The sequence below is a fragment of the Palleronia pontilimi genome (assembly GCF_016412875.1).
GTDB classification, from domain to species: Bacteria; Pseudomonadota; Alphaproteobacteria; order Rhodobacterales; family Rhodobacteraceae; genus Palleronia; species Palleronia pontilimi.
In genome coordinates this window covers 172,591-198,344 of the sequence record NZ_JAEKPD010000001.1, presented here as the reverse complement: position 1 = coordinate 198,344, position 25,754 = coordinate 172,591, and the positions used below count along the sequence as shown (strand labels likewise).

Annotated in this window: 29 protein-coding genes; 14 read left to right on the top strand and 15 right to left on the bottom strand. The window is 67.5% G+C overall.

Translation table 11 applies throughout. The annotated features are described in order from the left end of the window. Window positions 1-26 precede the first annotated feature (26 nt). Complete coding sequence (gene rpsU / locus ILP92_RS01015; RefSeq protein ID WP_007426337.1) at window positions 27-233, bottom strand: 30S ribosomal protein S21; 207 nt, start codon at window positions 231-233, stop codon at window positions 27-29. 109 nt (window positions 234-342) lie between these two features. On the opposite strand from rpsU, the gene ILP92_RS01010 reads away from it, so the two are divergent. From ILP92_RS01010 to ILP92_RS00980, 7 genes are read left to right on the top strand one after another with little or no spacing between them, the layout of a single operon-like run. Further along, window positions 343-1,020, top strand: coding sequence for a COQ9 family protein (locus ILP92_RS01010; RefSeq protein ID WP_235970971.1), 678 nt, complete (start codon window positions 343-345; stop codon window positions 1,018-1,020). After that, window positions 1,020-2,018, top strand: coding sequence for an NAD(P)H-quinone oxidoreductase (locus ILP92_RS01005; RefSeq protein ID WP_235970951.1), 999 nt, complete (start codon window positions 1,020-1,022; stop codon window positions 2,016-2,018). The genes ILP92_RS01010 and ILP92_RS01005 overlap by 1 nt, the downstream gene beginning before the upstream one ends. Then, the gene (locus ILP92_RS01000; RefSeq protein WP_235970949.1) at window positions 2,015-3,013 is read left to right on the top strand and encodes a serine hydrolase domain-containing protein; all 999 of its coding nucleotides are present in this window, start codon (window positions 2,015-2,017) and stop codon (window positions 3,011-3,013) included. The genes ILP92_RS01005 and ILP92_RS01000 overlap by 4 nt, the downstream gene beginning before the upstream one ends. 47 nt (window positions 3,014-3,060) lie before the next feature. Beyond that, the gene (locus ILP92_RS00995; RefSeq protein WP_235970948.1) at window positions 3,061-3,765 is read left to right on the top strand and encodes an energy-coupling factor ABC transporter ATP-binding protein; all 705 of its coding nucleotides are present in this window, start codon (window positions 3,061-3,063) and stop codon (window positions 3,763-3,765) included. Beyond that, entirely contained in the window at window positions 3,759-4,379 is a 621-nt protein-coding gene (locus tag ILP92_RS00990) for a CbiQ family ECF transporter T component (RefSeq protein ID WP_198914503.1), read from the top strand. Before ILP92_RS00995 ends, ILP92_RS00990 begins: the two co-directional genes overlap by 7 nt. Continuing rightward, complete coding sequence (locus ILP92_RS00985) at window positions 4,369-4,914, top strand: biotin transporter BioY (RefSeq protein WP_198914502.1); 546 nt, start codon at window positions 4,369-4,371, stop codon at window positions 4,912-4,914. Before ILP92_RS00990 ends, ILP92_RS00985 begins: the two co-directional genes overlap by 11 nt. Beyond that, the gene (locus ILP92_RS00980) at window positions 4,911-5,588 is read left to right on the top strand and encodes a nitroreductase (protein WP_198914501.1); all 678 of its coding nucleotides are present in this window, start codon (window positions 4,911-4,913) and stop codon (window positions 5,586-5,588) included. Before ILP92_RS00985 ends, ILP92_RS00980 begins: the two co-directional genes overlap by 4 nt. On the opposite strand, the gene ILP92_RS00975 is transcribed toward ILP92_RS00980, so the two are convergent. Then, entirely contained in the window at window positions 5,582-6,145 is a 564-nt protein-coding gene (locus ILP92_RS00975) for a CIA30 family protein (protein WP_235970946.1), read from the bottom strand. The two genes, ILP92_RS00980 and ILP92_RS00975, sit on opposite strands and share 7 nt — an antisense overlap. A 74-nt stretch (window positions 6,146-6,219) precedes the next feature. On the opposite strand from ILP92_RS00975, the gene ILP92_RS00970 reads away from it, so the two are divergent. Beyond that, window positions 6,220-7,629 carry an FAD-binding oxidoreductase gene (locus tag ILP92_RS00970; RefSeq protein ID WP_198914500.1) on the top strand — a complete coding sequence of 470 codons (1,410 nt, stop codon included), beginning with the start codon at window positions 6,220-6,222 and terminating at the stop codon, window positions 7,627-7,629. Window positions 7,630-7,710: 81 nt separating this feature from the next. Here the strand turns inward: ILP92_RS00970 and hemC are convergent, their stop codons facing one another. After that, window positions 7,711-8,658, bottom strand: a complete 948-nt coding sequence (gene hemC, locus ILP92_RS00965; RefSeq protein ID WP_198914499.1) for a hydroxymethylbilane synthase — start codon at window positions 8,656-8,658, stop codon at window positions 7,711-7,713. A 100-nt stretch (window positions 8,659-8,758) separates the two neighbouring features. Here hemC and hemE point away from each other — a divergent pair, with 100 nt between their 5' ends. Then, complete coding sequence (gene hemE, locus ILP92_RS00960; protein ID WP_198914498.1) at window positions 8,759-9,796, top strand: uroporphyrinogen decarboxylase; 1,038 nt, start codon at window positions 8,759-8,761, stop codon at window positions 9,794-9,796. Window positions 9,797-9,862: 66 nt separating this feature from the next. Beyond that, window positions 9,863-10,252, top strand: a complete 390-nt coding sequence (locus tag ILP92_RS00955) for a hypothetical protein (protein WP_198914497.1) — start codon at window positions 9,863-9,865, stop codon at window positions 10,250-10,252. Between the two features lie 4 nt (window positions 10,253-10,256). Here the strand turns inward: ILP92_RS00955 and ILP92_RS00950 are convergent, their stop codons facing one another. Together ILP92_RS00950 and hemF are read right to left on the bottom strand one after the other, a co-directional pair. Next, window positions 10,257-10,679, bottom strand: a complete 423-nt coding sequence (locus ILP92_RS00950; RefSeq protein WP_198914496.1) for a gamma-glutamylcyclotransferase family protein — start codon at window positions 10,677-10,679, stop codon at window positions 10,257-10,259. Further along, a complete protein-coding gene (hemF, locus tag ILP92_RS00945) occupies window positions 10,676-11,572 on the bottom strand; it encodes an oxygen-dependent coproporphyrinogen oxidase (RefSeq protein ID WP_198914495.1) in 897 nt (298 codons plus the stop codon). The genes ILP92_RS00950 and hemF overlap by 4 nt, the downstream gene beginning before the upstream one ends. 99 nt (window positions 11,573-11,671) lie before the next feature. Here hemF and ILP92_RS00940 point away from each other — a divergent pair, with 99 nt between their 5' ends. Further along, window positions 11,672-12,073: a hypothetical protein gene (locus tag ILP92_RS00940; protein ID WP_198914494.1), complete on the top strand. Its 402-nt coding sequence runs from the start codon at window positions 11,672-11,674 to the stop codon at window positions 12,071-12,073. On the opposite strand, the gene ILP92_RS00935 is transcribed toward ILP92_RS00940, so the two are convergent. The 3 genes from ILP92_RS00935 to clpS are packed head-to-tail and all read right to left on the bottom strand — an operon-like array spanning window position 12,070 to window position 14,206. Beyond that, entirely contained in the window at window positions 12,070-12,882 is an 813-nt protein-coding gene (locus ILP92_RS00935; RefSeq protein ID WP_198914493.1) for an SDR family NAD(P)-dependent oxidoreductase, read from the bottom strand. The two genes, ILP92_RS00940 and ILP92_RS00935, sit on opposite strands and share 4 nt — an antisense overlap. Before the next feature lie 10 nt (window positions 12,883-12,892). Continuing rightward, complete coding sequence (locus tag ILP92_RS00930; RefSeq protein ID WP_198914492.1) at window positions 12,893-13,852, bottom strand: class I SAM-dependent methyltransferase; 960 nt, start codon at window positions 13,850-13,852, stop codon at window positions 12,893-12,895. Between the two features lie 15 nt (window positions 13,853-13,867). Next, a complete protein-coding gene (gene clpS / locus ILP92_RS00925; RefSeq protein ID WP_198914849.1) occupies window positions 13,868-14,206 on the bottom strand; it encodes an ATP-dependent Clp protease adapter ClpS in 339 nt (112 codons plus the stop codon). Between the two features lie 82 nt (window positions 14,207-14,288). On the opposite strand from clpS, the gene ILP92_RS00920 reads away from it, so the two are divergent. Next, entirely contained in the window at window positions 14,289-14,984 is a 696-nt protein-coding gene (locus tag ILP92_RS00920; RefSeq protein WP_198914491.1) for an HAD family hydrolase, read from the top strand. A 238-nt stretch (window positions 14,985-15,222) separates the two neighbouring features. Next, window positions 15,223-16,482 carry a D-alanyl-D-alanine carboxypeptidase family protein gene (locus ILP92_RS00915; RefSeq protein ID WP_198914848.1) on the top strand — a complete coding sequence of 420 codons (1,260 nt, stop codon included), beginning with the start codon at window positions 15,223-15,225 and terminating at the stop codon, window positions 16,480-16,482. A 3-nt stretch (window positions 16,483-16,485) separates the two neighbouring features. Here ILP92_RS00915 and ILP92_RS00910 read toward each other — a convergent pair whose 3' ends face one another. The 5 genes from ILP92_RS00910 to ILP92_RS00890 all read right to left on the bottom strand — a co-directional run bounded on the left by ILP92_RS00910 (window position 16,486) and on the right by ILP92_RS00890 (window position 22,988). Next, complete coding sequence (locus tag ILP92_RS00910; protein ID WP_198914490.1) at window positions 16,486-18,099, bottom strand: ABC transporter ATP-binding protein; 1,614 nt, start codon at window positions 18,097-18,099, stop codon at window positions 16,486-16,488. Continuing rightward, window positions 18,096-19,316, bottom strand: coding sequence for an ABC transporter permease (locus tag ILP92_RS00905; protein ID WP_198914489.1), 1,221 nt, complete (start codon window positions 19,314-19,316; stop codon window positions 18,096-18,098). Before ILP92_RS00905 ends, ILP92_RS00910 begins: the two co-directional genes overlap by 4 nt. A 3-nt stretch (window positions 19,317-19,319) precedes the next feature. Beyond that, window positions 19,320-20,399, bottom strand: coding sequence for a microcin C ABC transporter permease YejB (locus ILP92_RS00900; protein WP_198914488.1), 1,080 nt, complete (start codon window positions 20,397-20,399; stop codon window positions 19,320-19,322). A 3-nt stretch (window positions 20,400-20,402) separates the two neighbouring features. After that, entirely contained in the window at window positions 20,403-22,241 is a 1,839-nt protein-coding gene (locus ILP92_RS00895) for an extracellular solute-binding protein (protein WP_198914487.1), read from the bottom strand. Between the two features lie 225 nt (window positions 22,242-22,466). Further along, on the bottom strand, window positions 22,467-22,988 hold the full coding sequence (locus ILP92_RS00890) for a c-type cytochrome (RefSeq protein ID WP_198914486.1): 522 nt from the start codon (window positions 22,986-22,988) through the stop codon (window positions 22,467-22,469). 120 nt (window positions 22,989-23,108) lie between these two features. Between ILP92_RS00890 and ILP92_RS00885 the strand changes: the two genes are divergently transcribed. After that, window positions 23,109-23,942, top strand: a complete 834-nt coding sequence (locus ILP92_RS00885; protein ID WP_198914485.1) for a prephenate dehydratase — start codon at window positions 23,109-23,111, stop codon at window positions 23,940-23,942. Between the two features lie 44 nt (window positions 23,943-23,986). On the opposite strand, the gene ILP92_RS00880 is transcribed toward ILP92_RS00885, so the two are convergent. Further along, entirely contained in the window at window positions 23,987-24,901 is a 915-nt protein-coding gene (locus ILP92_RS00880) for a tyrosine recombinase XerC (RefSeq protein ID WP_198914484.1), read from the bottom strand. After that, window positions 24,898-25,608, bottom strand: a complete 711-nt coding sequence (locus ILP92_RS00875; RefSeq protein WP_198914483.1) for a DUF484 family protein — start codon at window positions 25,606-25,608, stop codon at window positions 24,898-24,900. The genes ILP92_RS00880 and ILP92_RS00875 overlap by 4 nt, the downstream gene beginning before the upstream one ends. Window positions 25,609-25,754 lie beyond the last annotated feature (146 nt).

The window sequence follows — 25,754 nt, the reverse complement described above, 5'->3', positions numbered from 1 at the left end:
GCGTTTCAGGCTGCTGGGGCGATGATTTACATCATGCCTTCGCGCTGGGCCTTCTTGCGTGCCAGCTTGCGCTGACGGCGAATGGCCTCGGCCTTTTCGCGCGCTTTCTTCTCCGAGGGTTTCTCGAAATGCTGCTTGAGCTTCATTTCGCGAAAGACACCCTCACGCTGGAGTTTCTTCTTCAGTGCGCGAAGCGCCTGATCGACGTTGTTGTCACGAACGCTAACCTGCATGTGGTTTTCACCACCTTTCTAAGTTTGTGTTTCGGTAAAGGTGCAGGAGTGTGGCGATTTAGCAGGGACTGCCTAGTTTGTCCAGCAACGCTTGATGGTGGAGACCTTTATGACAGACCCCAAAGACGCGCTGCTCGACGCGGCGATGATGCATGTGCCCTTCGACGGATGTAGCGAGACGACGCTGCGGGCCGCCGCGCGGGATGCCGACATTCCGATCGAGCAAGCCCGTGCGCTGTTCCCGCGGGGGCCCGTGGACATGGCGCTGGCCTTTCACACGCGCGGAGACGAGCGGATGCTCGAGCGGCTGAAGGACGAGGACCTGTCGGCCCTGAAGTTCCGCGACCGGGTGGCGCGCGCGGTGCGGCTGAGGATCGAGGTGATCGACGACAAGGAGACGGTGCGGCGGGGCACCACGCTCTTCGCCCTGCCACAGCATTCGGCGGACGGAGCGAAGGCGATCTGGGGCACGGCCGACCGGATCTGGACCGCCCTGGGCGACACGTCGGAAGATATCGACTGGTACACCAAGCGCGCGACCCTGTCGGGGGTTTACGCGTCGACGGTGCTGTTCTGGCTGGGCGACGATTCGATGGACGCGCAGGACACCTGGGCCTTCCTGGATCGCCGGATCGAGGACGTGATGTCGATCGAGAAGGCGAAGGCGGCGGTCAACAACAACCCGGTGCTTCGGGCACTGATGGCGGGGCCGAACTGGGCGATGTCGAAGGTGCGCAAGCCGTCGGGCGTGGCGCGGGATGACGTGCCGGGCCGGTGGGGCGCGTGATGGACGTGCCCGAACGGATGCAGATCGTCGAAATTTCGCAACATGGCGGACCCGAGGTGCTGGTCCAAGCCGAGCGCGATGTGCCGCGGCCCAAAGCGGGCGACGTGCTGATCCGCGTGGCTTGGGCGGGGGTCAACCGGCCCGATGCCTTGCAGCGTGCGGGCAATTACGCGCCGCCACCCGATGCAAGCGATCTGCCCGGGCTGGAAGCGTCGGGCGAGGTCGTGGCGGTGGGCGAAGGCGCGGGCTGGTCCGTGGGCGACCGGGTCTGCGGGTTGCTGCCCGGCGGCGGCTACGCGGAATACGTCACCACGCCGGGCGCGCATTGCCTGCCCGTGCCCGAGGGTTTGAGCCTGAAGGAGGCCGCGTGCCTGCCCGAGACCTATTTCACCGTCTGGACCAATGTCTTCGACCGGGGCAGGCTGCGGGGCGGCGAGCGGTTCCTCGTGCATGGCGGCTCGTCTGGGATCGGGACCACGGCGATCCAGCTGGCGCGCGAATGGGGCGCCCGGGTCTTCACGACCGCCGGGACGGACGAGAAATGCGCGTTTTGCGCCGAGCTCGGGGCGGAGCGGGCGATCAATTACAAGACCGAGGATTTCGTCGACGTGCTGCGGTCCGAAGGCGGCGCGGACCTGATCCTGGACATGGTCGGCGGCGACTATATTGCCCGCAACATCAGGACGCTGGCCGATGACGGGCGGTTGGTCCAGATCGCGTTTCTGGGCGGGGCCAAGGCTGAGTTGAACTTCGCGCCCCTGATGGTGCGACGGCTCACGGTCACCGGATCCACGCTGCGCCCCCAGAGCGACGGCGCCAAGGCGGCAATCGCCGACGCGTTGCGCGAACATGTCTGGCCGCTTCTGGCGGCGGGCAAGGTGCGGCCCATCATGGACAGCGAATTCGCCCTGGCCGAGGCCAGCAAGGCCCATGCGCGCATGGAAAGCTCGGATCATATGGGCAAGATCGTCCTGCGGGTCGCGGGGGACATGACATGATCGGTCGACGGGCCCTTCTGGGTGGGATGTGCGCGTGGCCCCTGGCGGGCCGGGTCGGCGCGCTTGAACGTTCTTTCGAGGCGCTGGTCGCCCGGGCGGCGGAGTTCGAGCAGCTTCGGTCGCTGATCGTGTCGGTGGACGGGGAAGACGTCGTCTCGCGGGTTTTCGCCGGGCCGTCGCTGGACACGCCCGTGAACGTCAAATCGGTATCGAAGACCATCGTGTCGGCACTGACCGGATGCGCCATCGAGCGGGGCGAGATCGCGTCGGTCGCGGCAACGCTGGGCGACGTGGCGCCCGGCCTCATCCCGAACGGGGCCGATCCGCAGGTGGCCCGGATCACCGTCGAGAACCTGCTGTCCATGCAGGCGGGGCTCGAGCGGACATCGGGGCCGAATTACGGCCAGTGGATCGCCAGCGGCAACTGGGTGGCCGACGCGCTGGGCCGGGACTTCGTGGCCGCGCCGGGCGGACGGATGCTCTATTCCACGGGCTCGACCCATGTTCTGGGCGCAGTGCTGAGCGAAGCGACGGGGCTGTCCCTGCTGGACCAGGCCCGGCAACGTTTGGGCGCGCCCCTGGGCATCGAGATCCCGCCCTGGACGCGTGATCCGCAGGGCCGCTTCATGGGCGGCAACCAGATGGCGCTGAGCCCGCGCGGCATGGTGCGCTTCGGCGCGTTGTATCGCCAGGGCGGCGCCATCGGCGACACGCGCGTGTTCGGACAGGATTGGGTCGCGGACTCGTGGACGACGCGCACGCGCTCGCCCTGGTCGGGGCTGGGCTACGGCCTGGGGTGGTTCCTGGGGGTCGAGCGCGGGGCGCAGTTCGCCCTGGCGCGCGGCTATGGCGGACAGGTCATCTGCGTGGCGCCCGACCTGGGACTGGTCGTCGCGATCACGTCCAACCCGGATCAACCGGCGCGCTCGCAGGGGTATTTCGGGGATCTGATGGGCCTGCTGCGGGACACGATGGGCCTGGTCGCCCGGGGCTAGTGTTTGAGCCGTCCGTTGGGCTAAGACGCGCCCGAAAGGGGCGCCGTTTGGACCAGAGGCCGATCATCGAAATGCGGGGGCTGCGCCACGCCGTGGACGGGGTCGAAATCCTGCGCGGGCTGGATCTGGAGGTCTCCGAGCGGCGGATCGGGATCGTGGGGCGCAACGGGTCCGGCAAGACGACGCTGGCGCGGGCCCTGTGCGGATTGGTGGACATCCAGGGGCATCTGCGCGTCGCGGGCGTCGATGTCGCCCGGGATCGGCGCGGGGCGCTGGGCGCCGTCGGGCTGCTGTTCCAGAACCCCGATCACCAGATCATCTTCCCCACGGTCGCAGAGGAGTTGTCGTTCGGCCTGCGCCAACAGGGCTTGGCCCGGGACGCCGTGTCCGATCGCGTGGCGCGGACGCTGTCCGCGTTTCAGCGCAGCGACTGGGCCGACCGGTCGATCCACGACATGTCGCACGGTCAGAAACAGCTGGTGTGCCTGATGGCGATCCTTGCCATGGCGCCGGAAGTCGTGGTCCTGGACGAGCCCTTCGCGGGACTGGATATCCCGCTGCGGATGCGGCTGGCGCGGGTATTGGACGGGATCGGCTCGGCGGTGGTGCATATCTCGCACGCGCCCGAGGATTTGCTGGGCTGCGATCGTGTCATCTGGCTTGAGGACGGGCGCATCGCCGCGGATGGCGGGCCCGCGGTTCTGAGCGATTACGCCGCGCATATGCGAAAGCTCGGGGAAACCGAGTGCTGACGCTGACCTCCCCCGTCCGCGTCCGGGCGCAGGACTGGCCCGCGGGGGGCAAGCTGGCGGCCTTGTCCGGGGCCAGCGTGGTGCTCTTCGCGGTGGATTCGGTGGTGTTCCACGGCGCGGCGGCCGCGGCGACGCTTGCGCTGTTCGCCACCGGGGGGCGGCGCTTCGCGGCGCACGGGCTGCGCCGGATGTGGGCGCTTTGGCCCTTCGTCGCGGTTCTTCTGATCTGGAACTGGCTGGACGGCGCGCCGGTGCAGGGCATCGCGCTGTCCCTGCGCCTTCTGACGGCGGTGGGGTTGGCGACCCTTGTCACGATGACCACGCAGCTGTCGGACATGATGGCGGTCGTGCGCTGGCTGGCCCATCCATTGCGCCGCTTCGGCGTGACGACCCGGCCGCTGGAACTGGCGGTGGCGCTGGTCATCCGCTTCACCCCCGCGCTGGCCAGAAGCGGCGCGCATCTTGCGCAGGCGTGGCGCGCGCGGTCGGGCAGGCGCGCGTCGTGGCGGATCGTGGCGCCGCTGGCGGTGCTGGCCCTTGACGATGCCGAGCGTGTGGCCGATGCCTTGCGCGCCCGTGGGGGGCTGACCGGGGGACCGACGGATGGAACGTGACCTGAGCCTGATCGCCATGTTCGCCGCGCTGATCGCGGCGCTGGGTCTGATCCCGCAGATCACGCTGGCCTTCGGCGTGCCGATCACCGCGCAATCGCTGGGCGTGATGCTGTGCGGCACGGTGCTGGGCGCCCGGCGCGGCGGTCTGGCGGCGCTGCTGTTCGTCTTCCTGGTGGCCTTGGGCCTGCCGCTTCTGTCTGGCGGCCGCGGGGGACTTGGTGTCTTCGCCTCGCCCACGGCGGGCTTCGTGCTGGGCTTTCCGGTGGCGGCCTTCGTGACCGGCTGGATCACCCGGCGGCTGGGTCGGCTGCCCGTGGGATTGGCCGCAAGCCTTGCGTCGGTGCTGGGCGGGATCGGCGTGCTGTATCTCTGCGGGATCACCGGTCTGTCGCTGGCGCTGGGGCGCAGTTGGGCCGACGCCGCGCTGCTGGTCACCGCCTTCCTGCCGGGCGACGTGATCAAGGCGGTACTGGCAGGGATGCTGACGCTGACACTCTATCGCGCGCGCCCCCGCCTGGTGCTGTCGCGGGCATGACCGATCTCGAGCGGCTGCTGGCGCGGCGCCGCTCGGTCCGGGGCTACCTGGACAGGCCGGTGGCGCGGACCGATGTCGAAGCGATCCTGACCGCCGCGCGCACGGCCCCCAGCGGCGCGAACCTGCAGCCGGGGACGTTCCACGCCATGACGGGCGCACCGCTCGACGAGCTGCGGCAGACGCTGGCGCGGGCGCTGGACGAAGGGCGGGCGCAGGTGTCGGAATATGACTGGTTTCCCGCCGACATGACGCCCGATCTGAAGGCAAAGCAGCGCGCGGCGGGCTTTGCTCTTTACGACGCTCTGGGCATCGCGAAGCGCAATCTGACGGGGCGCCGGGCGCAGTTTGCCCGGAATTACCGGTTCTTCGACGCCCCCGTTGGCATCGTGGTCACGATCCGGCGCGACATGGGCAAGGGCGCGTTCATGGACCTGGGCATGGCGCTGATGGCGCTGATGCTGGCGGCCGAGGCGCGGGGCCTGGCAAGTTCGGGGATCGGCGCGCTGGCGAATTACGCCGATCTGGTGGCAGACGCGCTGGGCCTTCCGGACGACGAAATGGTCGTCTGCGGCGTCGCGCTCGGCCACGCGGATCCCGATGCGCCCGAGAACGCGGTGCGCACGGAGCGCGATCCGCTGGACGCCTTCGCGTCGTTCCGGGGCTGGGATCAGTAGAAGGCGATGCGCGCCAGGGCGAGATCCGCGTCCATCGCCTCGCCGATGGCGACAAGGCCGATCCGGCGCAGCGTGGCCGGATCGAACGGGACCTCAAGCCGGTGCGCCTCTACCTTTGCGAAGGGCAGGCGATGGGTGGTCCAGTCTGCCGTGGTCGGGAAGGTCAGGCGATAGCTTTGCCAGGGCCGCGCGATGTCGTCCGTGCGCAGGTGGATGTTGTAGTCGGCGCCGTTGCCGCGCACGGTCAGCTCGATGCCGCTGAAGCCGGATGCGTCCACTGCCCCGGCAGCGGGATCCAGATCCAGCGCCATCTGCAGGAAGCCACCGTTGTTTTCCAGGCTGACCTGCCCCGTCAGGTGGCGCGCGGGGCGCCCGGCCACGTCTTCTGTGACAAGCGTGCCGGACGACACGCCGCCCATGACCTGGTCCGATACCAGCTCCCACACCGTACCAAGGGCGGTTTCGGGGCCGGTGACGGCGTCGATCAGCGGGTCTTGCATGGCAATGGCTTCCGGGGCGAGCGCCAGCGACAGCGCGACAAGGGTTCGTTTCAGCATGAAGGTCAGTTAGCTTGCGCTCTGGCAAAGTCGCGGGGCGTCCGGCAACAATGCCCCGGACGGAGGGATCGAACATGGACATCATCGAAGACCTGCGCTGCATCGTGGGCGACGCCCACGTTCTGACCGGCAAGGACGCGGCGTTCTTCGGGCGCGACTGGACCGGTGCCTACGAGGGCACGCCGCTCTGCGCGGTCAGGCCAGGCTCGACGGACGAGGTGGCGGAGGTGGTGAAGGCCGCGGCGGCGGCGGGCATCGCCGTTGTGCCGGTGGCGGGCAATACCGGTCTGATGGGCGGCACCCACGCGCCGGGCCGCATCGCGCTGAGCCTGGAGCGGATGAACCGCGTGCGCGAGATCCGGCCGCAGGCGCGGCTGGCGGTGGTCGAGGCGGGCGTGGTGCTGAGCCAGCTGCACGACGCCGCGGATCAGCACGGGCTGGTCTTTCCGCTGACCTTCGGCGCGCGCGGCTCGGCCCGGATCGGCGGCGTTCTGGGCACCAATGCGGGCGGATCGAACGTGCTGCGCTACGGCAACACGCGGTCGCTGTGCCTGGGGATCGAGGTCGTGCTGCCCTCGGGCGAGGTGATGGACCTGATGACCGAGCTGATGAAGGACAATTCCGGCTACGACCTGCGCGACCTCTTCATCGGGGCGGAAGGCACGCTGGGCATCGTGACGGCGGCCGTGATGCGGCTTTATGCGAAGCCCGCGGCCTACGCGACGGCGATGGTGGCGGTGCCGGACCTGGGCGATGCGCTGGACCTGCTGAACACGCTGCAGACCGCCACGGGGGGCGCCGTCGAGGCGTTCGAATACATGCCGCGCAACTATATCGATGCGCACCTGGCCCATGATCCGGCGGCAAAGACCCCTTTCGCCCGGCAATACGACCACAACATCATGGTCGAGATCGGCGCCACGGCACCGCGCGATGCGGAGGTGGCCGAGGACGGAACGGTGCCGGTGCAGGCCCAGCTCGAGCAGGCCCTGGCCCACATGATCGAGGACGGCCGGGTGCTGGACGCGCACGTGGCCCGGTCCGAGGCCGAGCGCCGCGCGATCTGGGCCCGGCGTGAGATCGCGGGCGAACTGACGGTCGCGGGCGGGCATTCGGTCATCACCGACGTGTCGGTGCCGCTGGACCGCGTGGCGGAATTCCTGGACCGTGCCGAGCGTGCCATCGCCGCCCGCGACCCGGACGCGCGGAGCATGGTCGTGTCGCATCTGGGCGATGGCAACATCCACTTGACGATCTGGCCGACGGACCACTCGGAAGCGCAATACGACGCGATGATGGAGATCGTCGAAGAAATCGTGCTGGACCTGCGCGGATCGTTCTCGGCCGAGCACGGTATCGGCCTGGGCAAGCGCGGGTCGATGGCGCGGCGAAAGGATGCCGTGGCGGTCGCGGTGATGAAACAGATCAAGGCGGCGCTGGATCCGCAGGGGATCATGAACCCCGGAAAGGTTCTGCCCGACTGAGCCCGCCCGAGGCGAGGGGCGCTGCCCCTCGCGCTCCCCGGGATATTTGGAAGAACAAAGATGGGGCAGGGCCGCCCGGTTTCAGGTGCCGGTCTTCCAGTCGAAGAAATCGGTCGCGGCCCGCGACAGCAGCCCCTCGGCCAGCGCACGGCCCAGCTTCGGGCCGTCGGCGACGGGTCCGCTGATCGCGTCGGACAGTGCTTCGGATCCGTCGGTGCGCAGGATTTCGCCGCGCAGGGTCAGGGTATCGCCGTCGAGCGTGGCGAGCCCCGCGATGGGAGTCTCGCACGAGCCGTCAAGGGCGGCGAGGAAGGCGCGCTCGGCCGCCAGGCGCTGGCCGGTGGGCGTGTCGTGGATCGCCGCGAGCATGTCCGCGGCGCGGGCGTCGTCCGAGCGGCGCTCGATCCCGATGGCGCCTTGCGCGACGGCTGGCAGCATGTCGTCCTCGGTCACCGGGGTGCGGGGCACGTCGGTCATGTTCAGCCGGTTCAGCCCGGCCATGGCAAGGAACGTCGCCTGTGCGACGCCGCGTTCGAGCTTCAGCAGCCGGGTCTGCACGTTGCCGCGGAACTCGACGATCCGCAGGTCGGGGCGGCGATGCAGAAGCTGGGCGCGGCGGCGCAGCGACGAGGTGCCGACGACGCTGCCCTCGGGCAGCGCGGCCAGCGTGCCGCCGTCCAGCGCGATAAAGGCGTCGCGCACGTCTTCGCGCGGAAGGTAGGTGTCCAGCAGCAGGCCGTCGGGCTGTAGCGTCGGCATGTCCTTCATGGAATGCACGGCGATGTCGATGTCGCCCGACAGCATCGCATCCTCGATCTCGCGCGTGAAGAGGCCCTTGCCGCCGATTTCCTTCAGCGGCCGGTCGATGATCCGGTCGCCGGTGGTCTTGATGACGACGATGGTGAACGCCTCGAACGGCAGCTCGAAGGCGCGGGCCAGGCGATCGCGGGTCTCGTTGGCCTGGGCGAGCGCCAGGGGCGAGCCGCGGGTGCCGATCTTCAGCGGGGCGTGGGGGCTGGGCAAATTCATGGGCCATGGGTAGCCGTGACAGCCGGGGCTGACAACTGAAACTGTCTTGACAATCGGACAGCCGGAACGGACCACCCATGGACGGATGAGGGAGAGCGGAATGGCCGAGAAATTGTTGATGCGCGCGCTGCGGGGCGAGACCCTGGACGTGCCGCCCGCGTGGATGATGCGCCAGGCCGGACGCTACCTGCCGGAATACAAGGCGACGCGCGCGCAGGCCGGCGATTTCCTGTCGCTATGCTACAACCCGGATCTGGCCGCCGAGGTCACGTTGCAGCCGATCCGGCGGTTCGGCTTCGACGCGGCGATCCTGTTCGCCGACATCCTGCTGGTGCCCCAGGCGCTGGGCGCGGATCTGTGGTTCGTCACCGGCGAGGGTCCGCGCCTGTCCACGATCACGGACCGGGTCGGCGTCGATGCGCTGAAGCCCGTGGACGCGATCCACGACACGCTGAACCCGATCTACGAGACGGTGAAGATCCTGTCGCGCGAATTGCCCGACGACGTGGCGCTGATCGGCTTCGCGGGCGCGCCCTGGACCGTGGCCACCTACATGATCGCCGGGCGCGGCACGCCGGACCAGGGGCCCGCGCACGCGTTGAAGGACGGCGACCGGGCCAGTTTCGAGGCGCTTCTGGACCGGATCACCGAAGCCACCATCGAATACCTGAGCGCCCAGATCGACGCGGGCGCCGAAGTGGTGAAGCTGTTCGACAGCTGGGCCGGGTCGCTGAAGGGCGACGATTTCGATGCCTACGCCGTCGCCCCCGCCAAGCGGATCATCGGCGCGCTGAAAGAGCGGCATCCGGGCATCCCGGTCATCGCCTTCCCGCGCGAGGCGGGACAGGGATATGTGGGCTTCGCGGGGCGCACGGGCGCGGATTGCGTGGCGCTGGACAACTCGGTGACGCCGGAATGGGCGGCCGAGCACGTGCAGAAGGACGGCTGCGTCCAGGGCAACCTGGCGCCCGGGCACATGGTGACGGGCGGACAGGCGCTGGTGGACGCGGTGCGCCACATCCGCGACGCGTTCAGCGGCGGGCCGCATATCTTCAACCTGGGCCATGGCATCACGCCGGACGCGGATCCCGACAACGTGGCGCTGATGCTCGAGACGTTGCGCGAGCACCGCGGCTAGAACGGCACGTCACAGTCTGGGCGCATTTCGACGGTAGGGCGGGACCCGACCATCGAAGGATCCCGCATGCGGCTGATGCTGAAGACCCTGTGGCAACTGGCGCGGATCTGCCTGATCGCCGCGAGCGTGACCCTGACCGGCTGGACGGCGCTGGCCGCGCCCGAGCCGTGGGAGCGGCGCGCGCTCGACCTGCCGCAGGGGCGCCTGGGTTGGGAGGATCGGCAATCCTTGCGCGAATCGCGGCTGCTGCGGCTGGCGATGCGGGCGGCGCCCGAGCTCGTGGTGGATCTCATGGCCTACACCGCGCCCGAAGTGCCGCGCGATCTGCTGGCGCAGGCCTTGCACGACGCGGCCGAGGGACGCAGCCTTCAGCCGATCGCCCCCATGGAAGACCCCGAAACGCCGACTCCGCCGGTGCGGCGGGCAGGCGGCGCCAAGTTCGTGCGGGTCGAGTGACGCGCTAGAGCGTGACGTCGCCGGGCTCGATGAAGGCATCGGCCCAATCCCCGCTGGGGATCTGTTGCAGCGGGTCAACGTCGTCATTGTAGATATAGACCCAGGCCTGGATCGGCCCGCGACTGGTCTGCACGTCGCGCTGGACCCGCTCGTATTCGGGCGGGACCTCGTCGATGCCTTCGTAGTCGTCCAGAACGTGCATGGTGCCGGGCGTCGTCAGCTTCCAGACCTCACCCTTGACCCGGCCCGGACCTTCCTCTTTCAGCGCGGGATACCAGCCGGTCGAATAGAGCAGGCCGGGCAGCCAGCCTTCGCAGATCAGCTCGGCGCCGTGGCGGAAGGCGAGCGTGGCATCGTTGTTGATGAAACCCGAGCGCAGCGTGCCATAGACGAACACCAGGTCGCCCAGGTGGGGATCGTCGCTCATACCCATTTGGCCAGGGGTGGCAGGCTCATCAGAACGGCATTGGCGTCGTGGCCGGTCTCGAGCCCGAACTTGGTGCCGCGGTCATAGACCAGGTTATACTCGGCATAGAGCCCGCGATGGATCAGTTGCGCGTCCTTGTCGGCGTCGCTGAAACTTTGCGTGCGGCGTTTTTCCACCAGCGGCAGGAAGGCGGGCAGGAAGGCGTTGCCGATATCGCGGGTCAGCGCGAAGTCGGCCTGCCAGTCGCCGGTGCAATGATCGTCCATGAAGATGCCGCCCACGCCACGGGCGCGGCCGCGATGGGGGATGAAGAAATATTCGTCCGCCCAGGCCTTGAGCCGGGGATAAAGCTCGGCCCCGTGGGGTCCGAGATGGGCTTTTTGCGTGGCGTGGAAATGGGCGGTGTCTTCGGCATACTCGATGCAGGGGTTCAGGTCCGAGCCGCCGCCGAACCACCAGGCATGGGGCGTCCAGAACATGCGGGTGTTCATGTGCACGGCGGGCGCGTGGGGGTTCTGCATATGGGCGACCAGGCTGATGCCGCTCGCCCAGAAGCGCGGATCCTCGGCCATGCCGGGGATCCCCTTGCGCGCGGCCATGGCGGCCTGCGCGCGGGGGGCGAGTGTGCCATAAACCTGCGAGACGTTGACGCCGACCTTTTCGAAGACGCGGCCGCCGCGCATCACGCTCATCAGGCCGCCCCCGGCGTCGCCGCCGTCGTCGGACTTGCGCCTGGTTTCGGTCACCTCGAACCGGCCCGGCGGCTGGTCCGCGAAGGGGCCGGCGGCGTGCGAATCCTCGAGCCCTTCGAAACCGGCGACGATCCGGTCGCGCAGGGTGCGAAACCAGTCGGCGGCCTGCTGTTTTTCGGATTGGAACGGGGCGGCGTCCATGAAAGTTGCTCCTGTCGCTTGGCTCGGCTTCCGCCTAACATCGGGGCGTGCGGAAATCCACATAGGGCGCACGCGTCGCCCCGAAGCCCGGAGAAGACAATGGTCCGAACCCCCACCGCCCTCATTCTGCCGCTGGTCCTGACGCTGGCGGCCTGTGCGACCCCGCGCGAAGCCTGCATCGCCAGCGCCGAGGCGCCGTTGCGCGAGGTCACGCGCGATATCGCGCAGACCGAGCGCGCGCTCGACCGCGGCTACCGCCTGGTCCGCGTCCGCGACATCCGCCTGGCGCTGACCCGCTGCGTCACGCGCAACAGGGACGGCGAGCGGGTGAGCTATCCCTGCCAGCGGCCCACCACCGTGACCCGGTCCGAGCCTGTCGGCATCGACTATTCCGAAGAGCGGGCGCGCCTGAAGCGGCTCAGGGCCGAGCAGACGCGGCTTCTGCCACAGGTCGAGCGCGGCATCCGGCAGTGCCAGATCAGCTATCCGCCACAGGGTTAGTGCGCGGGCGAATCGACCACATCGACCAACGTGCGGCCGCCGTCGATCGTCAGGATCTGCCCGGTCATGAAGCCCGATCCGTCGGCGGCCAGGAACTGCACGGCCTCGGCGATTTCGCTGGCGCCTGCGATGCGGTTCAGCGGCGTGGCGTCGATGATCTCGTCGCGGATATCGGCATCGGCCTTGATCGCGCCCCTGAGCGATGCGCTCATCACGCTGCCGAAGGCGACCGCATTGACTCGGATCCGGTGCGGCGCGAGCGCCACGGCCAGCGAGCGCGTGGCCTGGTCGGCGGCGGCCGAACTGATCGAATAGGCCAGCAAATTCGGCTGCGTCCGGCGCGCGGCGATAGAGCTGAGATTGATGATCGAGCCGATCGGGCCCTCGTTGCGCTCTTCCGCCTTGGCCTGCTTTATCATGCGCCGGGTGACGTTCTGGGTCAGCCGAAGCGACGTCATCAGGTTCTGTTCCAGCAGCTCGGACACGGTCGTGTCCTCGGGGTCGAGCGGGTCCGACAGCACCATCTGGCGGGACGCATTGACCAGGATGTCGATCCGGTCGAAGGCGTCCAGCGTCGCGGACAGCAGATTGGCGATGGTCAGCTTTTCCCGCAGGTCGCCGCCGAAATAGCGCGCCGAGCCGCCATCGTTGTCGGTCAGGTCGCCCATCTCGTCGGCCAGCGTTTCCTCGTCCATGTCGCACAGCATCACGTTGGCACCCGCCTCGATGAAGTGGCGGGCGACGGCGAAGCCGACCCCGTGGGCGGCACCGGTCACGATGGCGGTCTTGCCAGCGATGGAAAAAGACATCGGGTAGCTCCTAGCGTTTCCGGCGCGGACGCGCGGCGCGGTAGAGTTTGAAGGCGGTCGTGCCCGGCAATTCCGCCACTTCGGCGAACAGCTCGGTCAACGCCGCTTCGTAGGGCAAATGGCGGTTGGCCACCATCCACAGCGTGCCGCGCGGCGCCAGGATGCGGGCGGCATTGGCGATGAAGGCGCGGCCGAGCTCGGGCGCGCCCGCGCGGCCCTTGTGGAAGGGCGGATTGGTGATGACGTGCCGGATCGGCTCGGGCGGGGTCCAGGCCGTCGCGTCCGCCCAGTGGAAGACGGCGCGCGGATCGTCCACGTTGCGGCGCGCACAATCCAGCGACGGCAGGTCGGCTTCGACCAGGTGGATCGCTTCGATTGCGGGGCTGCGCAGCGCGCGGTGGGACAGGTATCCCCAACCCGCACCCAGGTCGGCGACGGTGCCTTCCAGCGGGGCCAACGCCGCCGACAAAGCGGCCGAGCCGGGATCGATCGCGTCCGCCGAAAAGCTGCCGGGCGCCGTCCAGTAGCCATCGGCGTTGCGCGCGGGGTCCGCGATCCAGTTCGAGAAATCCCCGCCGGTCATCGCGAAGATCTTGCCGTGGGCCTTCGATATCACGTCGCCCACCTCGCCCCGCGCACGACAGGCCTTCAGCATCGAATCGATCCCGTCGGTCTTTTGCCCGTCCACGATGACGCGCGCCCCGGTCGCCATGGCGCGGGCGATGCGGTCGCGGGCCAGCGCACGCTCGCGCGGCAGGCGGACGATGATCGTCGCGGGCGCATCGGTGATTGCGGTGTGACAGGTAAAGCCGCGTTCGGTGAACCTGTCGAAATCCGGCTGTCGGGTCACCACGAGGTCGGGACGCTCGGGCAGCGCCGACAGGTCCGTATCGACCGCGGCGCCCACGATGGCCACCGGGGCGTCGATCAGCCCCGCGTCAAGGGCCAGCGGAAGGCGAGCGTCCAGCATCCCCGGGCCGCGGCCCTATTCCTTTTCCATGGTGCATTGCAGCGGGTGCTGGTGGCGTCGGGCGAAATCCATCACCTGCGTCACCTTGGTTTCGGCCACCTCGAAGGAAAACACGCCGACCACGGCCAGCCCCTTCTTGTGGACCGTCAGCATGATCTCGAAGGCCTGCGCGTGATTCAGTCCGAAGAAGCGTTCCAGCACGTGGACCACGAACTCCATCGGAGTGTAGTCGTCGTTCAGCAACATCACCTTGTAAAGCGGCGGGCGCTTCGTCTTCGGCTTGGTCTCGAGCACGACATCGGTATCGCCGTCGTCGGGCGTCGGTCCGTTTGACAGGATCGGGGCTGTCGCGATCACGTCTGGCCTTTCAAGTGTGGCGGGAAAGTCTTGCTGGCGACTATATAAGCCCGTCGCCGGATGTGAAAAGGGGGGCGTCATGTCACGGATCACCGCGATCGGCTTCGATGCAGACGATACGTTGTGGCATAACGAGCGGTTCTACAAGCTGACCGAGGCGCGTTTCGCCGAACTGTTGCGCGAGCATGCCGATCCCGACCACCTGGCCGAGCGGCTGCTGGACGCCGAGCGCCGCAACTTGGGACGCTACGGGTTCGGCATCAAGGGATTCGTCCTGTCGATGATAGAGACGGCGATGGACGTGACCGACGACCGGGTGCCCGCATCGGTGTTGCGCCAGATCATCGAGGCGGGCCAGGACATGCTGGCCCACCCGGTCGAGCTGCTCCACCACGCCCGCGACGCGATCGCGGCGCTGCACGAAGATTTCCGGCTGATCCTGATCACCAAGGGCGACCTGCTGGACCAGGAGCGCAAGCTGGCGCAATCGGGGCTTGGCGATTGGTTCGACCAGGTCGAAATCGTGTCGGACAAGACCGCCGCCGTCTACGCGCGGATCTTCCAGCCCCACGGCGGGGCCGGGGCGGGTCTGATGGCCGGAAATTCCCTGAAATCGGACGTGCTGCCGATGATCGCCGCCGGGGGGCACGGCGTCCATGTGCCCCACGGCCAGGTCTGGGCGCTGGAGCATGCCGAGCCGCCGGAAAACGAGCCGCGGTTTCACGAGATGCCACATCTGGGCGGTCTGCCCGCACTGGTGGACAGATTGCGGTAGCGCCCTGCATGTTGATGCGGCGGGCCCCCGGCCATCTAGATGTGGCGCTGTTGCCTGAGAATCACGCCGAAAGTCATTGAACTAACGCTGTTTTCCGAATCAAAGCCCTGTGCTAGCGTTCTCTCTGAAAGCGGATCGGACACCAAGATTCGACCGCCGAGGCAGAACAAGGCAGTAACCCGTGGCAGCACAGCGGACGAAGAGCGTGTGTTTCGCGCTCGTATCCACCCTTTTCCTTATGATCGGCCCGGTGGCACACGCCGCGCCCTATGCGGCGATGGTGATCGACGCGCGTTCCGGTGAGGTGCTGCACGCGCGCAACGCCGACACCCGCCTGCATCCGGCGTCGCTGACCAAGATGATGACGCTCTATGTCGTCTTCGACGCGGTGCGCCGGGGCGAGCTGTCGATGGATACGAAGGTCCGGATCTCGAAGCACGCGGCGTCCGAGCCTCCGTCGAAGCTGGGTCTGCGCGCGGGCCAGACGATCGCGCTGCGCTATCTCGTGCGCGCGGCGGCGGTGAAGTCGGCCAACGACGCGGCGACCGCGCTCGGCGAAGCGGTGTCCGGCTCCGAGGCGAAATTCGCCCGGCGCATGACCCAGACCGCCAAGGCCATGGGCATGACGCGCACCACCTTCAAGAACGCCCACGGTCTGACCGAAGCGGGCCACCTGAGCACCGCGCGGGACATGACGACGCTGGGGCGGCGGCTGTTCTACGACTTCCCCGACTACTACAACCTGTTCTCGCGGACCTCGACGGATGCGGGCATCCGCAGCGTCAACAACACGAACCGCCGCCTGTTGAACGCCTATCGGGGCGCTGACGGCATCAAGACCGGGTATACGCGGGCGGCCGGGTTCAACCTGGTGGCGTCGGCCGAGCGGGACGGCGAGCGCGTGATCGCCACCGTCTTCGGCGGCCGATCCTCGGCGACACGCAACGCGAAAGTGGCCGAGCTGCTGGACCTGGGCTTCGCCCGTGCGCCCAGCCGCGTGGCGGTGAAAAAGCCGCCCGCGATGGTGCTTCAGCCCGAGACGCCCGAAGCGGTCGTGGTCGCCCGCTCGCTGCGGCCGGTGGCGCGTCCCACCCAAGCGGCTGCACCGGTGCAGGTAGCCGCCGCGCCGAAACCCGCAGCACCCGCACCCGCCGAGGTGACGCGCGCTGTGAACGAGGTGATCGCCCTGGCCGCCGTACCGATGCCCGAGCCGCGCCCCGAGGCCACGCAGGAAGTGGTGACGCGGCTGTCGTCATCGGGCGGGCGGCACTGGGGCATCAACCTGGGCAAGTACGGCTCGCGCTACCAGGCCGAGCGGGTCCTGCTGAAAACGGCGCTGGTCGAGATCGGCACGCTGGAAGACGCCCTGCGCAAGGTCGTGCAGAATTCGGGCGGATACGAGGCGAATTTCGTCGGCATGACCCAGGAACGCGCGGCACTGGCGTGCCGGCGCCTGAGCGCGCGCGACATGGAATGCGCGACCATCGGGCCGGGCTGAGCCCTAGGTCTGCGCGTGGTCGGTCGCCCGGACGTCGAACGCGGCGGCCATCAATGCGCGGGTGTAGTCGGTCTGCGGCGCATCGAAGATCGCATCCGCGTCGCCCGCTTCGACCACGTCGCCCTGCTTCATCACCATCACCTTGTGCGACAGCGCGCGCACGACCTTCAGGTCGTGGCTGATGAACAGGTAGGCCAGGCCGTACTTGCTTTGCAGCGCGCGCAGCAATTCGACGATCTGGACCTGAACGGTCATGTCCAGCGCCGATGTGGGTTCGTCCAGCACCACCAGCTTGGGCCGCAGGATCATCGCCCGCGCGATGGCGATGCGCTGGCGCTGGCCGCCGGAAAACTCGTGCGGGTAGCGGTCCATCGTGCCGGGGTCCAAGCCGACCTCGGCCATGATCTCGGCCACTTGCGCGCGGCGCTCGTCGCGGCTGCCGCTGGAATGGATCGTCAGGCCTTCGGCGATGATTTCCTCGACCGTCATGCGCGGCGATAGCGATCCGAACGGATCCTGGAACACGATCTGCATGTCGGCGCGCAGCGGGCGCATGGCGCGGCCCTTCAGGCCCTGGATGTCGCGCCCCATGAAGACGATCGGCCCTTCCGAGGCGATCAGCCGCATGATCGCCAGCGCAAGGGTCGTCTTGCCCGACCCGCTTTCGCCCACGATGCCGACCGTTTCGCCCTGGCGGACGGACAGGGTGGCGGCGTTCACCGCCTTCACGTAGCCGGTCGTGCGCTTCAGAAGCCCGGTCTGGATCGGGAACCAGATCTTCAGCTTGTCGGTCTCGGCCACGGTCTGCGCCCCCTCAGGGACGGGATTCGGGCGGCCGGTGCTTTCGGCTTCGAGCAGCATCTTCGTGTAGGCGTGCTTCGGCGCGTCGAAGATCTCGGCGGTCGGGCCGGTCTCGACGATTTCACCGTCCTTCATCACGCAGACCCGGTCGGCGATCTTGCGCACGATCGTCAGGTCGTGGGTGATGAACAGCATCGACAATTGCTCGCGGGTCTTCAGCGCGGCGAGCAGTTCCAGGATCTGGGCCTGGATCGTCACGTCCAGCGCCGTCGTCGGCTCGTCCGCGATCAGCAGGTGCGGCCCGTTGGCCAGCGCCATGGCGATCATCACGCGCTGGCGCTGCCCGCCCGACAGCTGGTGCGGATAGGCGCCCAGGCGGCTTTCGGGATCGTTGATACCGACCTCGTGCAGCAGTTCGAGGATGCGCTTGCGGGCCTTGTCGCCGGTCAGGCCCTGGTGCAGTTCCAGCGACTCGCTCAATTGCCGCTCCAGCGTGTGCAGCGGGTTCAGCGACGTCATCGGCTCCTGGAAGATGAAGCTGATGTCGTTGCCGCGCACCTTGCGCAGCAGCTTTTCCGACGCGCCGACCATCTGCTGGTCGAGATAGGTGATCGACCCGTCCACATGGGCCGAGCCGGGCAGCAGGTCCACGGTCGACAGCGCGGTGACGGATTTGCCGGACCCCGATTCGCCCACGATGGCGACGGTTTCGCCCTTGTTCACGTGGAAGCCCACATCGCGCACGGCATGGGTTTCCGCGCCGTCCTGCCGGAAGCGCACGTTCAGGCCTTTGACGGTCAGGACCGCATCGCTCATTGAAAGGTCTTTCTGGGATCGAACGCGTCGCGGATGCCTTCGAAGATGAAGACCAGCAGCGACAGCATGATCGCGAAGGTGAAGAAGGCGGTGAAACCCAGCCACGGCGCCTGCAGGTTCTGCTTGGCCTGCAAGGTCAGCTCGCCCAACGACGGGGCCGAGGATGGCAACCCGAAGCCCAGGAAATCCAGCGATGCCAGCGTGCTGATCGTGCCGGTGATGATGAAGGGCAGCATGGTCACGGTCGCCACCATCGCGTTGGGCAGCATGTGGCGAAACATGATGGTCCAGTTCGACACGCCCAAAGCGCGCGCGGCGCGGACATATTCGAAGTTGCGCGCACGCAGGAACTCGGCCCGCACGATGCCCACCAGCGCGGGCCAGCCGAACAGCACGGTGACGAAGACCAGCAGCCAGAAACTTCGCCCCAGGATCGCGAAGAGGATGATGATGACATACAGCGACGGGGTCGAGGTCCAGATCTCGATCACGCGCTGGAAGATCAGGTCGGTCCAGCCGCCGAAGAAGCCCTGCACCGCGCCCGCGATGATGCCGATGACCGAGGTCAGGATGGTCACCACGATGGTGAACAGGATCGACAGCCGGAAGCCGTAGATCACCCGCGCCAGAACGTCGCGCGCGGTATCGTCGGTCCCCAGCCAGTGGTCGGAATTGGGGGCGGAGGGCGCGGCGCCTTGGATGTCGTTGATCGTGTCGAAGCTGTAGGGGATCGGCGGCCAGAGCAGCCAGCCCGCCTGCGCGCCCTCGGCCACGGTGCCCGCTTCGATGATGGCTTCGGGGTCGTCGAAGCAATCCTCGAGCCCGCCCGAGCGGATCAGGCATTGCACCTCGATGTCGGAATAGACCGCCTCGGTCCGGAAATCGCCACCGAACTCGGTCTCGGAATAGAAGCGCATGATGGGCGCGTAGATCTCGCCATTATACCCGACCAGGATCGGCTTGTCGTTGGCCAGGAACTCGGCGAACAGCGTCAATCCGAACAGCACCCCGAAGATGATGAGCGACCAGAAGGCCCGCCGGTTGCGGCGGAAATTGCGCCAGCGGCGCTGGTTCAGCGGGCTCAGGAACGGACGGCGTCGCGTGGGCGTGACCGGCGGCGGCGCGTCGTGACCACCCCCGCCGGGATGCGGCGGCGGCGTCTCGATCGCGGGCTCGGTCGGGCCGCGGCCGGGCGCGGGCTGGTCGAGATGGCTCATGGGTCAGCCTTCCCGCGTTTCGAAGTCGATGCGCGGATCGACCAGGACATACATCAGGTCCGACAGGATGCCGACCACCAGACCGATCAGGCCGAAGAAGAAGAGCGTGCCGAAGATCACCGGGTAGTCGCGCGCGACGGCGGCCTCGAAGCCGAGGCGGCCCAGCCCGTCGAGCGAGAAGATCGTCTCGATGATAAGGCTGCCGCCGAAGAACACGCCGATGAAGACCGACGGGAAGCCCGCGATCACGATCAGCATCGCGTTGCGGAAGACGTGGCCGTACAGCACCTTCGATTCCTTCAGCCCCTTGGCGCGCGCGGTCACGACGTACTGTTTCTTGATCTCGTCCAGGAAGCTGTTCTTCGTCAGCAGCGTCAGCGTCGCGAAGGCCGAGATGGTCGAGGCCAGCACCGGCAACGTGATGTGCCAGAAATAATCCGCGACCTTGCCCAAGGGGCTGAGCTGGTCGAAATTGTCGCCCGTCAGGCCGCGCAGCGGGAAGATCTGGAAATAGGATCCGCCCGCGAAGAGCACCAGGAGCAGGATGGCGAACAGGAATCCCGGGATCGCGTAGGCCACGATGATCAGCCCGCTGGTCCAGGTGTCGAAGCGCGATCCGTCGCGGACCGCCTTGCGGATGCCCAGCGGGATCGACACCAGGTAGGCGATGACGGTGGACCACAGGCCCAGCGTGATCGACACCGGCATCTTTTCCAGCACCAGCTCGAGCACCCCGATGGACCGGAAGTAGCTGTCGCCGAAATCGAAGCGGATGTAGTTCCACATCATGCCCAGGAACCGCTCGAGCGGCGGCTTGTCGAAGCCGAATTCCCGCTCGAGCTCGGCGATGAATTCGGGCGGCAGGCCGCGCGAGCCGGTATAGGCGTCGACCTCTTGCGCGCCCGCGGCGTCACCTGCGCCGCCCGAGATGCCTTCGAACACGTCGCCGCCGCCTTCCAGCTGGGCGATGATCTGCTCGATCGGGCCGCCCGGCACGAATTGCGTCAGCGTGAAGTTGACGATCATGATCCCCAGAAGCGTGGGCACGATCAGCAACAGGCGTCGAAGGATATAGGCGCCCATGGCTCAGAGCTTGCCCGCGTCCCGCAAGGCCTGCGCCTTGTCTTCGTCCCACCACCAGAAATCTTGGTTCCCAAGGTCGTAGGGCGGCAGCGGCTCGGGGTAGTCGTAGACGTCGTAATAGGCGACCCAGAAGGCGCCGTTATACCAGACCGGCACCATGAAATAGGCGGCGCGCATGATGCGGTCGATGGCGCGGACGCCCGCCTGCATCTGCTCGAGGTTCTCGGCCACCTTCAGCCCTTCGATCAGCTGGTCTACCGCCGGATCGCAATAGCCCGCCGGGTTGAACACGTCGTCGCGGTCCTTGCAGCCATAGCGTTGCGAGATGCCGTTGGCCTCTTCCAGCCCGTTCACGTAGCTGTCGAAGATCATGTCAAAGTCGTGGCCGCGCACCCGGTCGGTATATTGCGCATCGTCGATGCGGTTGTAGGTGGCATCCACGCCCAGCCGCTTGAGGTTGTCGATATAGGGCAGGATGATCCGGTCGAAGCTGGGGTTGTTCTCGATGAACTCGACTCGCAGCACCTGGCCGTCCTTGCGGCGGATGCCGTCGTCGCCCGCGATCCAGCCCGCATCGTCCAGCAGCGCGCCCGCCGCGCGCAGGTCGCCCCGGTTCAGCTGCCGCGGCCCACCGCTGGGCGCCACGAAGACCTCTTCTGTCATGATCGCCGGGTCGATCATGTCGGCGACGCCTTGCAGGTATTCCAGCTCCAGCCCCTCGGGGACGCCCTGGGCCTGCAGGTCGCTGTTCTGCCAGAAGGATTGGCGGTGCTTGAACAGCCCGTATTGCAGCGTGTCGTTGGTCCATTCGAAATTGTACATGAGCCCCAGCGCACGGCGGACGCGCACGTCCTGGAACGTCTCCTTGCGCAGGTTGAAGACGAATCCGGCCGCGGCGGGAAGCGAGCCGTCGGGCAGCTCTTCCTTGACGATGGTGCCATCCTCGATGCCGGGGAAGTCGTATTGCGACGCCCAGGTCAGGCTGCTGGTCTCGGCGCGGAACAGGTATTCGCCCGCCTTGAACGCTTCGAGCGCGGCGTTGGTGTCGGCGAAGTATTCCTGCCGGATGCTGTCGAAGTTCCAGCGTCCGATATTGATCGGCAGGTCGCGCCCCCAGTAATCAGGATTACGCTTGGCCACGATGCGGCGCGGCACGTCGACCGTGTCGATCATGTAGGGGCCGGTGCCGGGACTTTGCTCGAGCCGCGACTCGTCCAGCTTGGCGCCGGTTTCCTCGAACCATTTCTTCTGGAACACGATCGAGGCACCCGCCTGGGAAATCAGCCCGTTGCGCGGCAGGTCGGGGTTCAGGTTGAACTTGATGCGGTGCGGGCCCAGGATCTCGTAGCTGGGGATCATGTTCTTCACCGCGATGCGGAAGGACGGAAACCCTTCCTCCATGAACAGGTCATAGGTGAAGGCGATGTCCTCGGCGGTCATGGGCGAGCCGTCGCTGAAGGTGACGTCGTCGCGCAGGTTGAAGATCACCCAGTTCTGGCTTTCGGGATATTCCAGCGTCGTGCAGAGCAGGCAATAGGACGCGTAGGGGTCGTCGGCGGTCGAGGTCATGATCCGCTCGTAGGGCAGCACGCTCAGCGCGGGCGACCGGCCGCGCCGCGAATAGGGGTTCATGCTGTCGAAGCTGCCCCGGCCCCAATACGACATCTCGCCGCCCTTGGGCGCGTCGGGGTTCACGTAGTCCAGCCGCTCGAATCCGTCCGCGTATTTGATCGCGCCCAGGTCGGAAAACGCGTGCGCGGTGGTGATCTTCTCGTCGCTGTCCTGCGCCCAGACCCCAAGGGCCGTCGCGATCAGGGCCGATCCGGTCAAAAGCCCGGTCATCAGGCATTTGCGGACGTGATCGGCGCGGGATGCGGTTCTTGCGGTGGCTCTGGGTGTCATGGGGCACTCGGATCAGGGGCGGGAGGGTTGCGACACGCTAAGGGGCGGCGTCCGGCATGTTCAAGTTGAAATCGCGTGAGGTTTCGTGCTGTCACGCGCGCGTCAGAAACAAAAATGCCGACCCCGCGGGTCGGCATTCGCTTGATTTCCGGGGAAGTCGGACGACTATCCACCCACCGAGTCGAGATAGGCGATCAGGTTGGCGCGGTCCTCGACCTTCGGCAGCCCGTTGAAGCCCATCGACGTGCCGGTCGCCCAGCCGCGCGGATCTTCCAGGAAGCCGTTCAAGTTCTCGGGCGTCCAGACATCGGCCACCTGGCTCAATGCACCGGAATAGGCGCTGTAGCCGCCGACGCTGCCCACATCGCGGCCCACGACGCCGTAAAGATGGGGGCCAACCGCGTTGGCACCGTCTTCCAGGTTGTGGCACGCGCGGCACTTGCCGAAGACGCGCTCGCCCGCGCCCACATCGGCGACCTCGAAGGCCTCCATGAAGGTCGGGCCTTCTTCCGCGGCTTCTTCTTCGCCGCCGGTCTCGGGCACTTCGATCGAATAGGCCTGTTGCTCTTCGCCGTGCCCGCCGCCCATGTGGTACAATTCCTCGGCCGCCCAGGCGCCCAGCAGGAAAACCAGCAGCGCGCCGCAGAAACCGCCGATGACTTTGGTCAGGATCATGGTGTCGAACATGTCGCGTCTCGTCCCTTGCAGGTTGTCGCGCATTCTCTATCCCCTTACGCGACGAAGTTTCAAGCGGTATGAACCGCGACGAAATGACGACATCTGTCGCAATCGAAGGGATTTGACCGGATGACGGGCCGTATTTCGTTCCAGGGAGAGCTTGGCGCCTATTCGCACCAGGCCTGTGTCGAAACGCGCCCGGCGCTTCAGCCGCTGCCCTGCCGCACCTTCGAAGACGCGATTTCCGCGGTGCGCGAAGGCCGTGCGGTCGAAGCCATGCTTCCGGTCGAAAACTCGACCTATGGCCGTGTCGCCGACATCCATCGCCTGTTGCCCGAAAGCGGTCTGAAGATCGTCGACGAGGCCTTCGTGCGGGTCCATATCTGCCTGATGGCCGCCAAGGGCACCCCGCTCGAGCGGATCCGCCGCGTCCGCGCGCACCTGGTGCTGCTGCCGCAATGCGCGCATTTCCTGGACAGCCTGGGGATCGAAGGCATCGCCGCCGCCGACAGCGCGGGCGCCGCGGCCGCGCTGGCCGCGCAGCCCCGTGCCGACGAAGGGGTGCTGGCCTCGGCCATGGCGGCCGAAACCCACGGGCTCGAGATCCTGGCCCGCAACATCGAGGATCAGGACCACAACGCCACGCGCTTCCTGGTGATGGCGCCCGAGGGCGACATGACCCGCCGCGGCGCGCACGGCATGATCACCAGCTTCGTCTTCCGCGTCCGCAACATCCCGGCGGCGCTTTACAAGGCCATGGGCGGCTTCGCCACGAACGGCGTCAACATGACCAAGCTGGAAAGCTACATGGTCGGCGGCCATTTCACCGCCACGCAGTTCTACGCCGACGTGGAAGGCCACCCCGATGACCCGGCCCTGGCCCGCGCGCTGGAGGAGCTGGAGTATTTCACCGATGAGCTCGAGATCCTGGGCGTTTATCCCGCCGATCCGGGGCGGAAGTAGGTGTGGCCGACGCCGGGACATGAGTATTCGCAGGCGGCGCGATGTCAGCCCCTGGGGTGCGCCCGCTCGTAGACTTCCATCAACCGGGCGGTGTCGACCGCCGTGTAGGCCTGCGTTGTCGACAGCGAATTGTGGCCGAGCAGTTCCTGGATGGTCCGCAGATCGCCTCCGGCACCCAGCAGGTGCGTGGCGAAACTGTGGCGCAAGGCGTGGGGCGTGGCGCTGGCAGGAAGGCCCAGCTGCAGGCGGGTCTGCTCCATGGTCTTTGCCACGATACGGGGGTTCAGCTTGCCGCCGCGCACGCCGCGAAACAGGGGGGCGTCGGTGGGCAGGTCGAACGGACAGGCGCACACGTAGGCCCGCACCGCGTCGCGGGCGGCGGGCAGGACCGGGACGACGCGCTCCTTGCCGCCCTTGCCGACGATCCTGAGCGCGGTGCCCGGATCGGCCTGCGCGCCGGTCAGGCCCAGCGCCTCGGAGATGCGCAGCCCGCAGCCCCAGAGCAGTGTCACCACCGCCACGTCGCGCGCCGCGACCCAGGGCTCGCGGGCTTGCATCTCGACCGTTTCCAACAGCGCGTGGGCCGCGTCCACCGATAGCGGGCGCGGCAGCTTGCGGCGGTATTTGGGCGAGCGTGCGGACAGGATCGCCGTGGGCTCGAACCCGTCGCGGCTGGCAAGCCAGCGGGTGAAGCCCTTCACCGACGACAGCGCCCGCGCCAGCGATCGCGCGCCAAGGCCGCGGCCGCGTTCATGGGCCATCCAGGCGCGCATGTCGCGCAGGGTGATCTCGGCGATGATCGCGGTGCCCGTCGCGTGGCCCAGATGGCCCTGGATGAACTCCAGAAACCCCAAGACGTCGCCGCGATAGGCCGTCACCGTCGCGTCCGACGCATTGTCGAGCGACCCCAGATGCGTCAGCCACCCTTCCAGCGCGTCGGCAAGGCCGGGCGAGATCATCCCAGCCAGCGGCGCAGCGTCCGCTCGAACACGCCCGAGAAGAAGTCCAGCAGGTCGGTGCCCTGGCCGGGCGCGAACTGGTGTGGATCTTCCGCGCCCAGAACCAGCATGCCCGGCAACCGACCCTCGCTGAGGTTCAGCATCAGGCAGGCTTCCGACCGGATCGTGCCCGCCTTGGCGCCGTGCATTTCGGGATCGCCCCCATCGGTCTGGCGCAGCGTCACCCGGCGCGGCCCGCCGCCCGTCTTGGTGCCCGCGTAGAGACAGCAAAAGCCCTGCTCGGCCATGGACAGCGTGTCGCCCAGCGCGCCAAGGTCGGGCGCATTCGCGTGATCCGACGATTCCAGCAGCAATCGCAGGCTGTCCACCCGCAGCGTATCGGCCACCGGTCCCGACAGGTCCGCAAGGAAGGCCCCGAAGTCGCGCGCGTCCAGCAGGCGCAGGATCGCCCGGTGGATCATGTTCGTGCCCGCCAGGTTCTCGTAGGCGGCGGCGATCACGTTGCGGTGGGTGTCCTCCAGCCGGTCCAGCCGTGCCTCGAGCCGCTCCATGGCCAGGCCGCGCATGTCGACGACATTGCCGCCCATGGCACGCTCGTTCGCGGCGACCAGCGCCCGCATGACATCGTGGTCGTCCAGGATCAGGTCCGGCTCGGTCAGGATCCGGTCGCGGATTTCGGGTGTCTTCAGGGGATTGCTGCTGCTCATTTGGGTGCCATTCTTGGTGATGGAATTGGCGTGACCCTAGCAGATGTGGCGGCGCGAAGAAGGGGGCGCGTTCACGCCGCTTCGAAACGGTGCCGGTATGCCGCAGGCGGGGTGGTGGCATGGGCCGCACCGGATTATGTGAAAGG

Coding starts and splice junctions, on each gene's coding strand:
- rpsU (WP_007426337.1), bottom strand. CDS start 233: ATGCAGGTTAGCGTTCGTGACAACAACGTCGATCAGGCGCTTCGCGCA.
- ILP92_RS01010 (WP_235970971.1), top strand. CDS start 343: ATGACAGACCCCAAAGACGCGCTGCTCGACGCGGCGATGATGCATGTG.
- ILP92_RS01005 (WP_235970951.1), top strand. CDS start 1,020: ATGGACGTGCCCGAACGGATGCAGATCGTCGAAATTTCGCAACATGGC.
- ILP92_RS01000 (WP_235970949.1), top strand. CDS start 2,015: ATGATCGGTCGACGGGCCCTTCTGGGTGGGATGTGCGCGTGGCCCCTG.
- ILP92_RS00985 (WP_198914502.1), top strand. CDS start 4,369: ATGGAACGTGACCTGAGCCTGATCGCCATGTTCGCCGCGCTGATCGCG.
- ILP92_RS00980 (WP_198914501.1), top strand. CDS start 4,911: ATGACCGATCTCGAGCGGCTGCTGGCGCGGCGCCGCTCGGTCCGGGGC.
- ILP92_RS00975 (WP_235970946.1), bottom strand. CDS start 6,145: ATGCTGAAACGAACCCTTGTCGCGCTGTCGCTGGCGCTCGCCCCGGAA.
- ILP92_RS00970 (WP_198914500.1), top strand. CDS start 6,220: ATGGACATCATCGAAGACCTGCGCTGCATCGTGGGCGACGCCCACGTT.
- hemC (WP_198914499.1), bottom strand. CDS start 8,658: ATGAATTTGCCCAGCCCCCACGCCCCGCTGAAGATCGGCACCCGCGGC.
- hemE (WP_198914498.1), top strand. CDS start 8,759: ATGGCCGAGAAATTGTTGATGCGCGCGCTGCGGGGCGAGACCCTGGAC.
- ILP92_RS00955 (WP_198914497.1), top strand. CDS start 9,863: ATGCGGCTGATGCTGAAGACCCTGTGGCAACTGGCGCGGATCTGCCTG.
- ILP92_RS00950 (WP_198914496.1), bottom strand. CDS start 10,679: ATGAGCGACGATCCCCACCTGGGCGACCTGGTGTTCGTCTATGGCACG.
- hemF (WP_198914495.1), bottom strand. CDS start 11,572: ATGGACGCCGCCCCGTTCCAATCCGAAAAACAGCAGGCCGCCGACTGG.
- ILP92_RS00940 (WP_198914494.1), top strand. CDS start 11,672: ATGGTCCGAACCCCCACCGCCCTCATTCTGCCGCTGGTCCTGACGCTG.
- ILP92_RS00935 (WP_198914493.1), bottom strand. CDS start 12,882: ATGTCTTTTTCCATCGCTGGCAAGACCGCCATCGTGACCGGTGCCGCC.
- ILP92_RS00930 (WP_198914492.1), bottom strand. CDS start 13,852: ATGCTGGACGCTCGCCTTCCGCTGGCCCTTGACGCGGGGCTGATCGAC.
- ILP92_RS00920 (WP_198914491.1), top strand. CDS start 14,289: ATGTCACGGATCACCGCGATCGGCTTCGATGCAGACGATACGTTGTGG.
- ILP92_RS00915 (WP_198914848.1), top strand. CDS start 15,223: ATGATCGGCCCGGTGGCACACGCCGCGCCCTATGCGGCGATGGTGATC.
- ILP92_RS00910 (WP_198914490.1), bottom strand. CDS start 18,099: ATGAGCGATGCGGTCCTGACCGTCAAAGGCCTGAACGTGCGCTTCCGG.
- ILP92_RS00905 (WP_198914489.1), bottom strand. CDS start 19,316: ATGAGCCATCTCGACCAGCCCGCGCCCGGCCGCGGCCCGACCGAGCCC.
- ILP92_RS00900 (WP_198914488.1), bottom strand. CDS start 20,399: ATGGGCGCCTATATCCTTCGACGCCTGTTGCTGATCGTGCCCACGCTT.
- ILP92_RS00895 (WP_198914487.1), bottom strand. CDS start 22,241: ATGACCGGGCTTTTGACCGGATCGGCCCTGATCGCGACGGCCCTTGGG.
- ILP92_RS00890 (WP_198914486.1), bottom strand. CDS start 22,988: ATGTTCGACACCATGATCCTGACCAAAGTCATCGGCGGTTTCTGCGGC.
- ILP92_RS00885 (WP_198914485.1), top strand. CDS start 23,109: ATGACGGGCCGTATTTCGTTCCAGGGAGAGCTTGGCGCCTATTCGCAC.
- ILP92_RS00880 (WP_198914484.1), bottom strand. CDS start 24,901: ATGATCTCGCCCGGCCTTGCCGACGCGCTGGAAGGGTGGCTGACGCAT.
- ILP92_RS00875 (WP_198914483.1), bottom strand. CDS start 25,608: ATGAGCAGCAGCAATCCCCTGAAGACACCCGAAATCCGCGACCGGATC.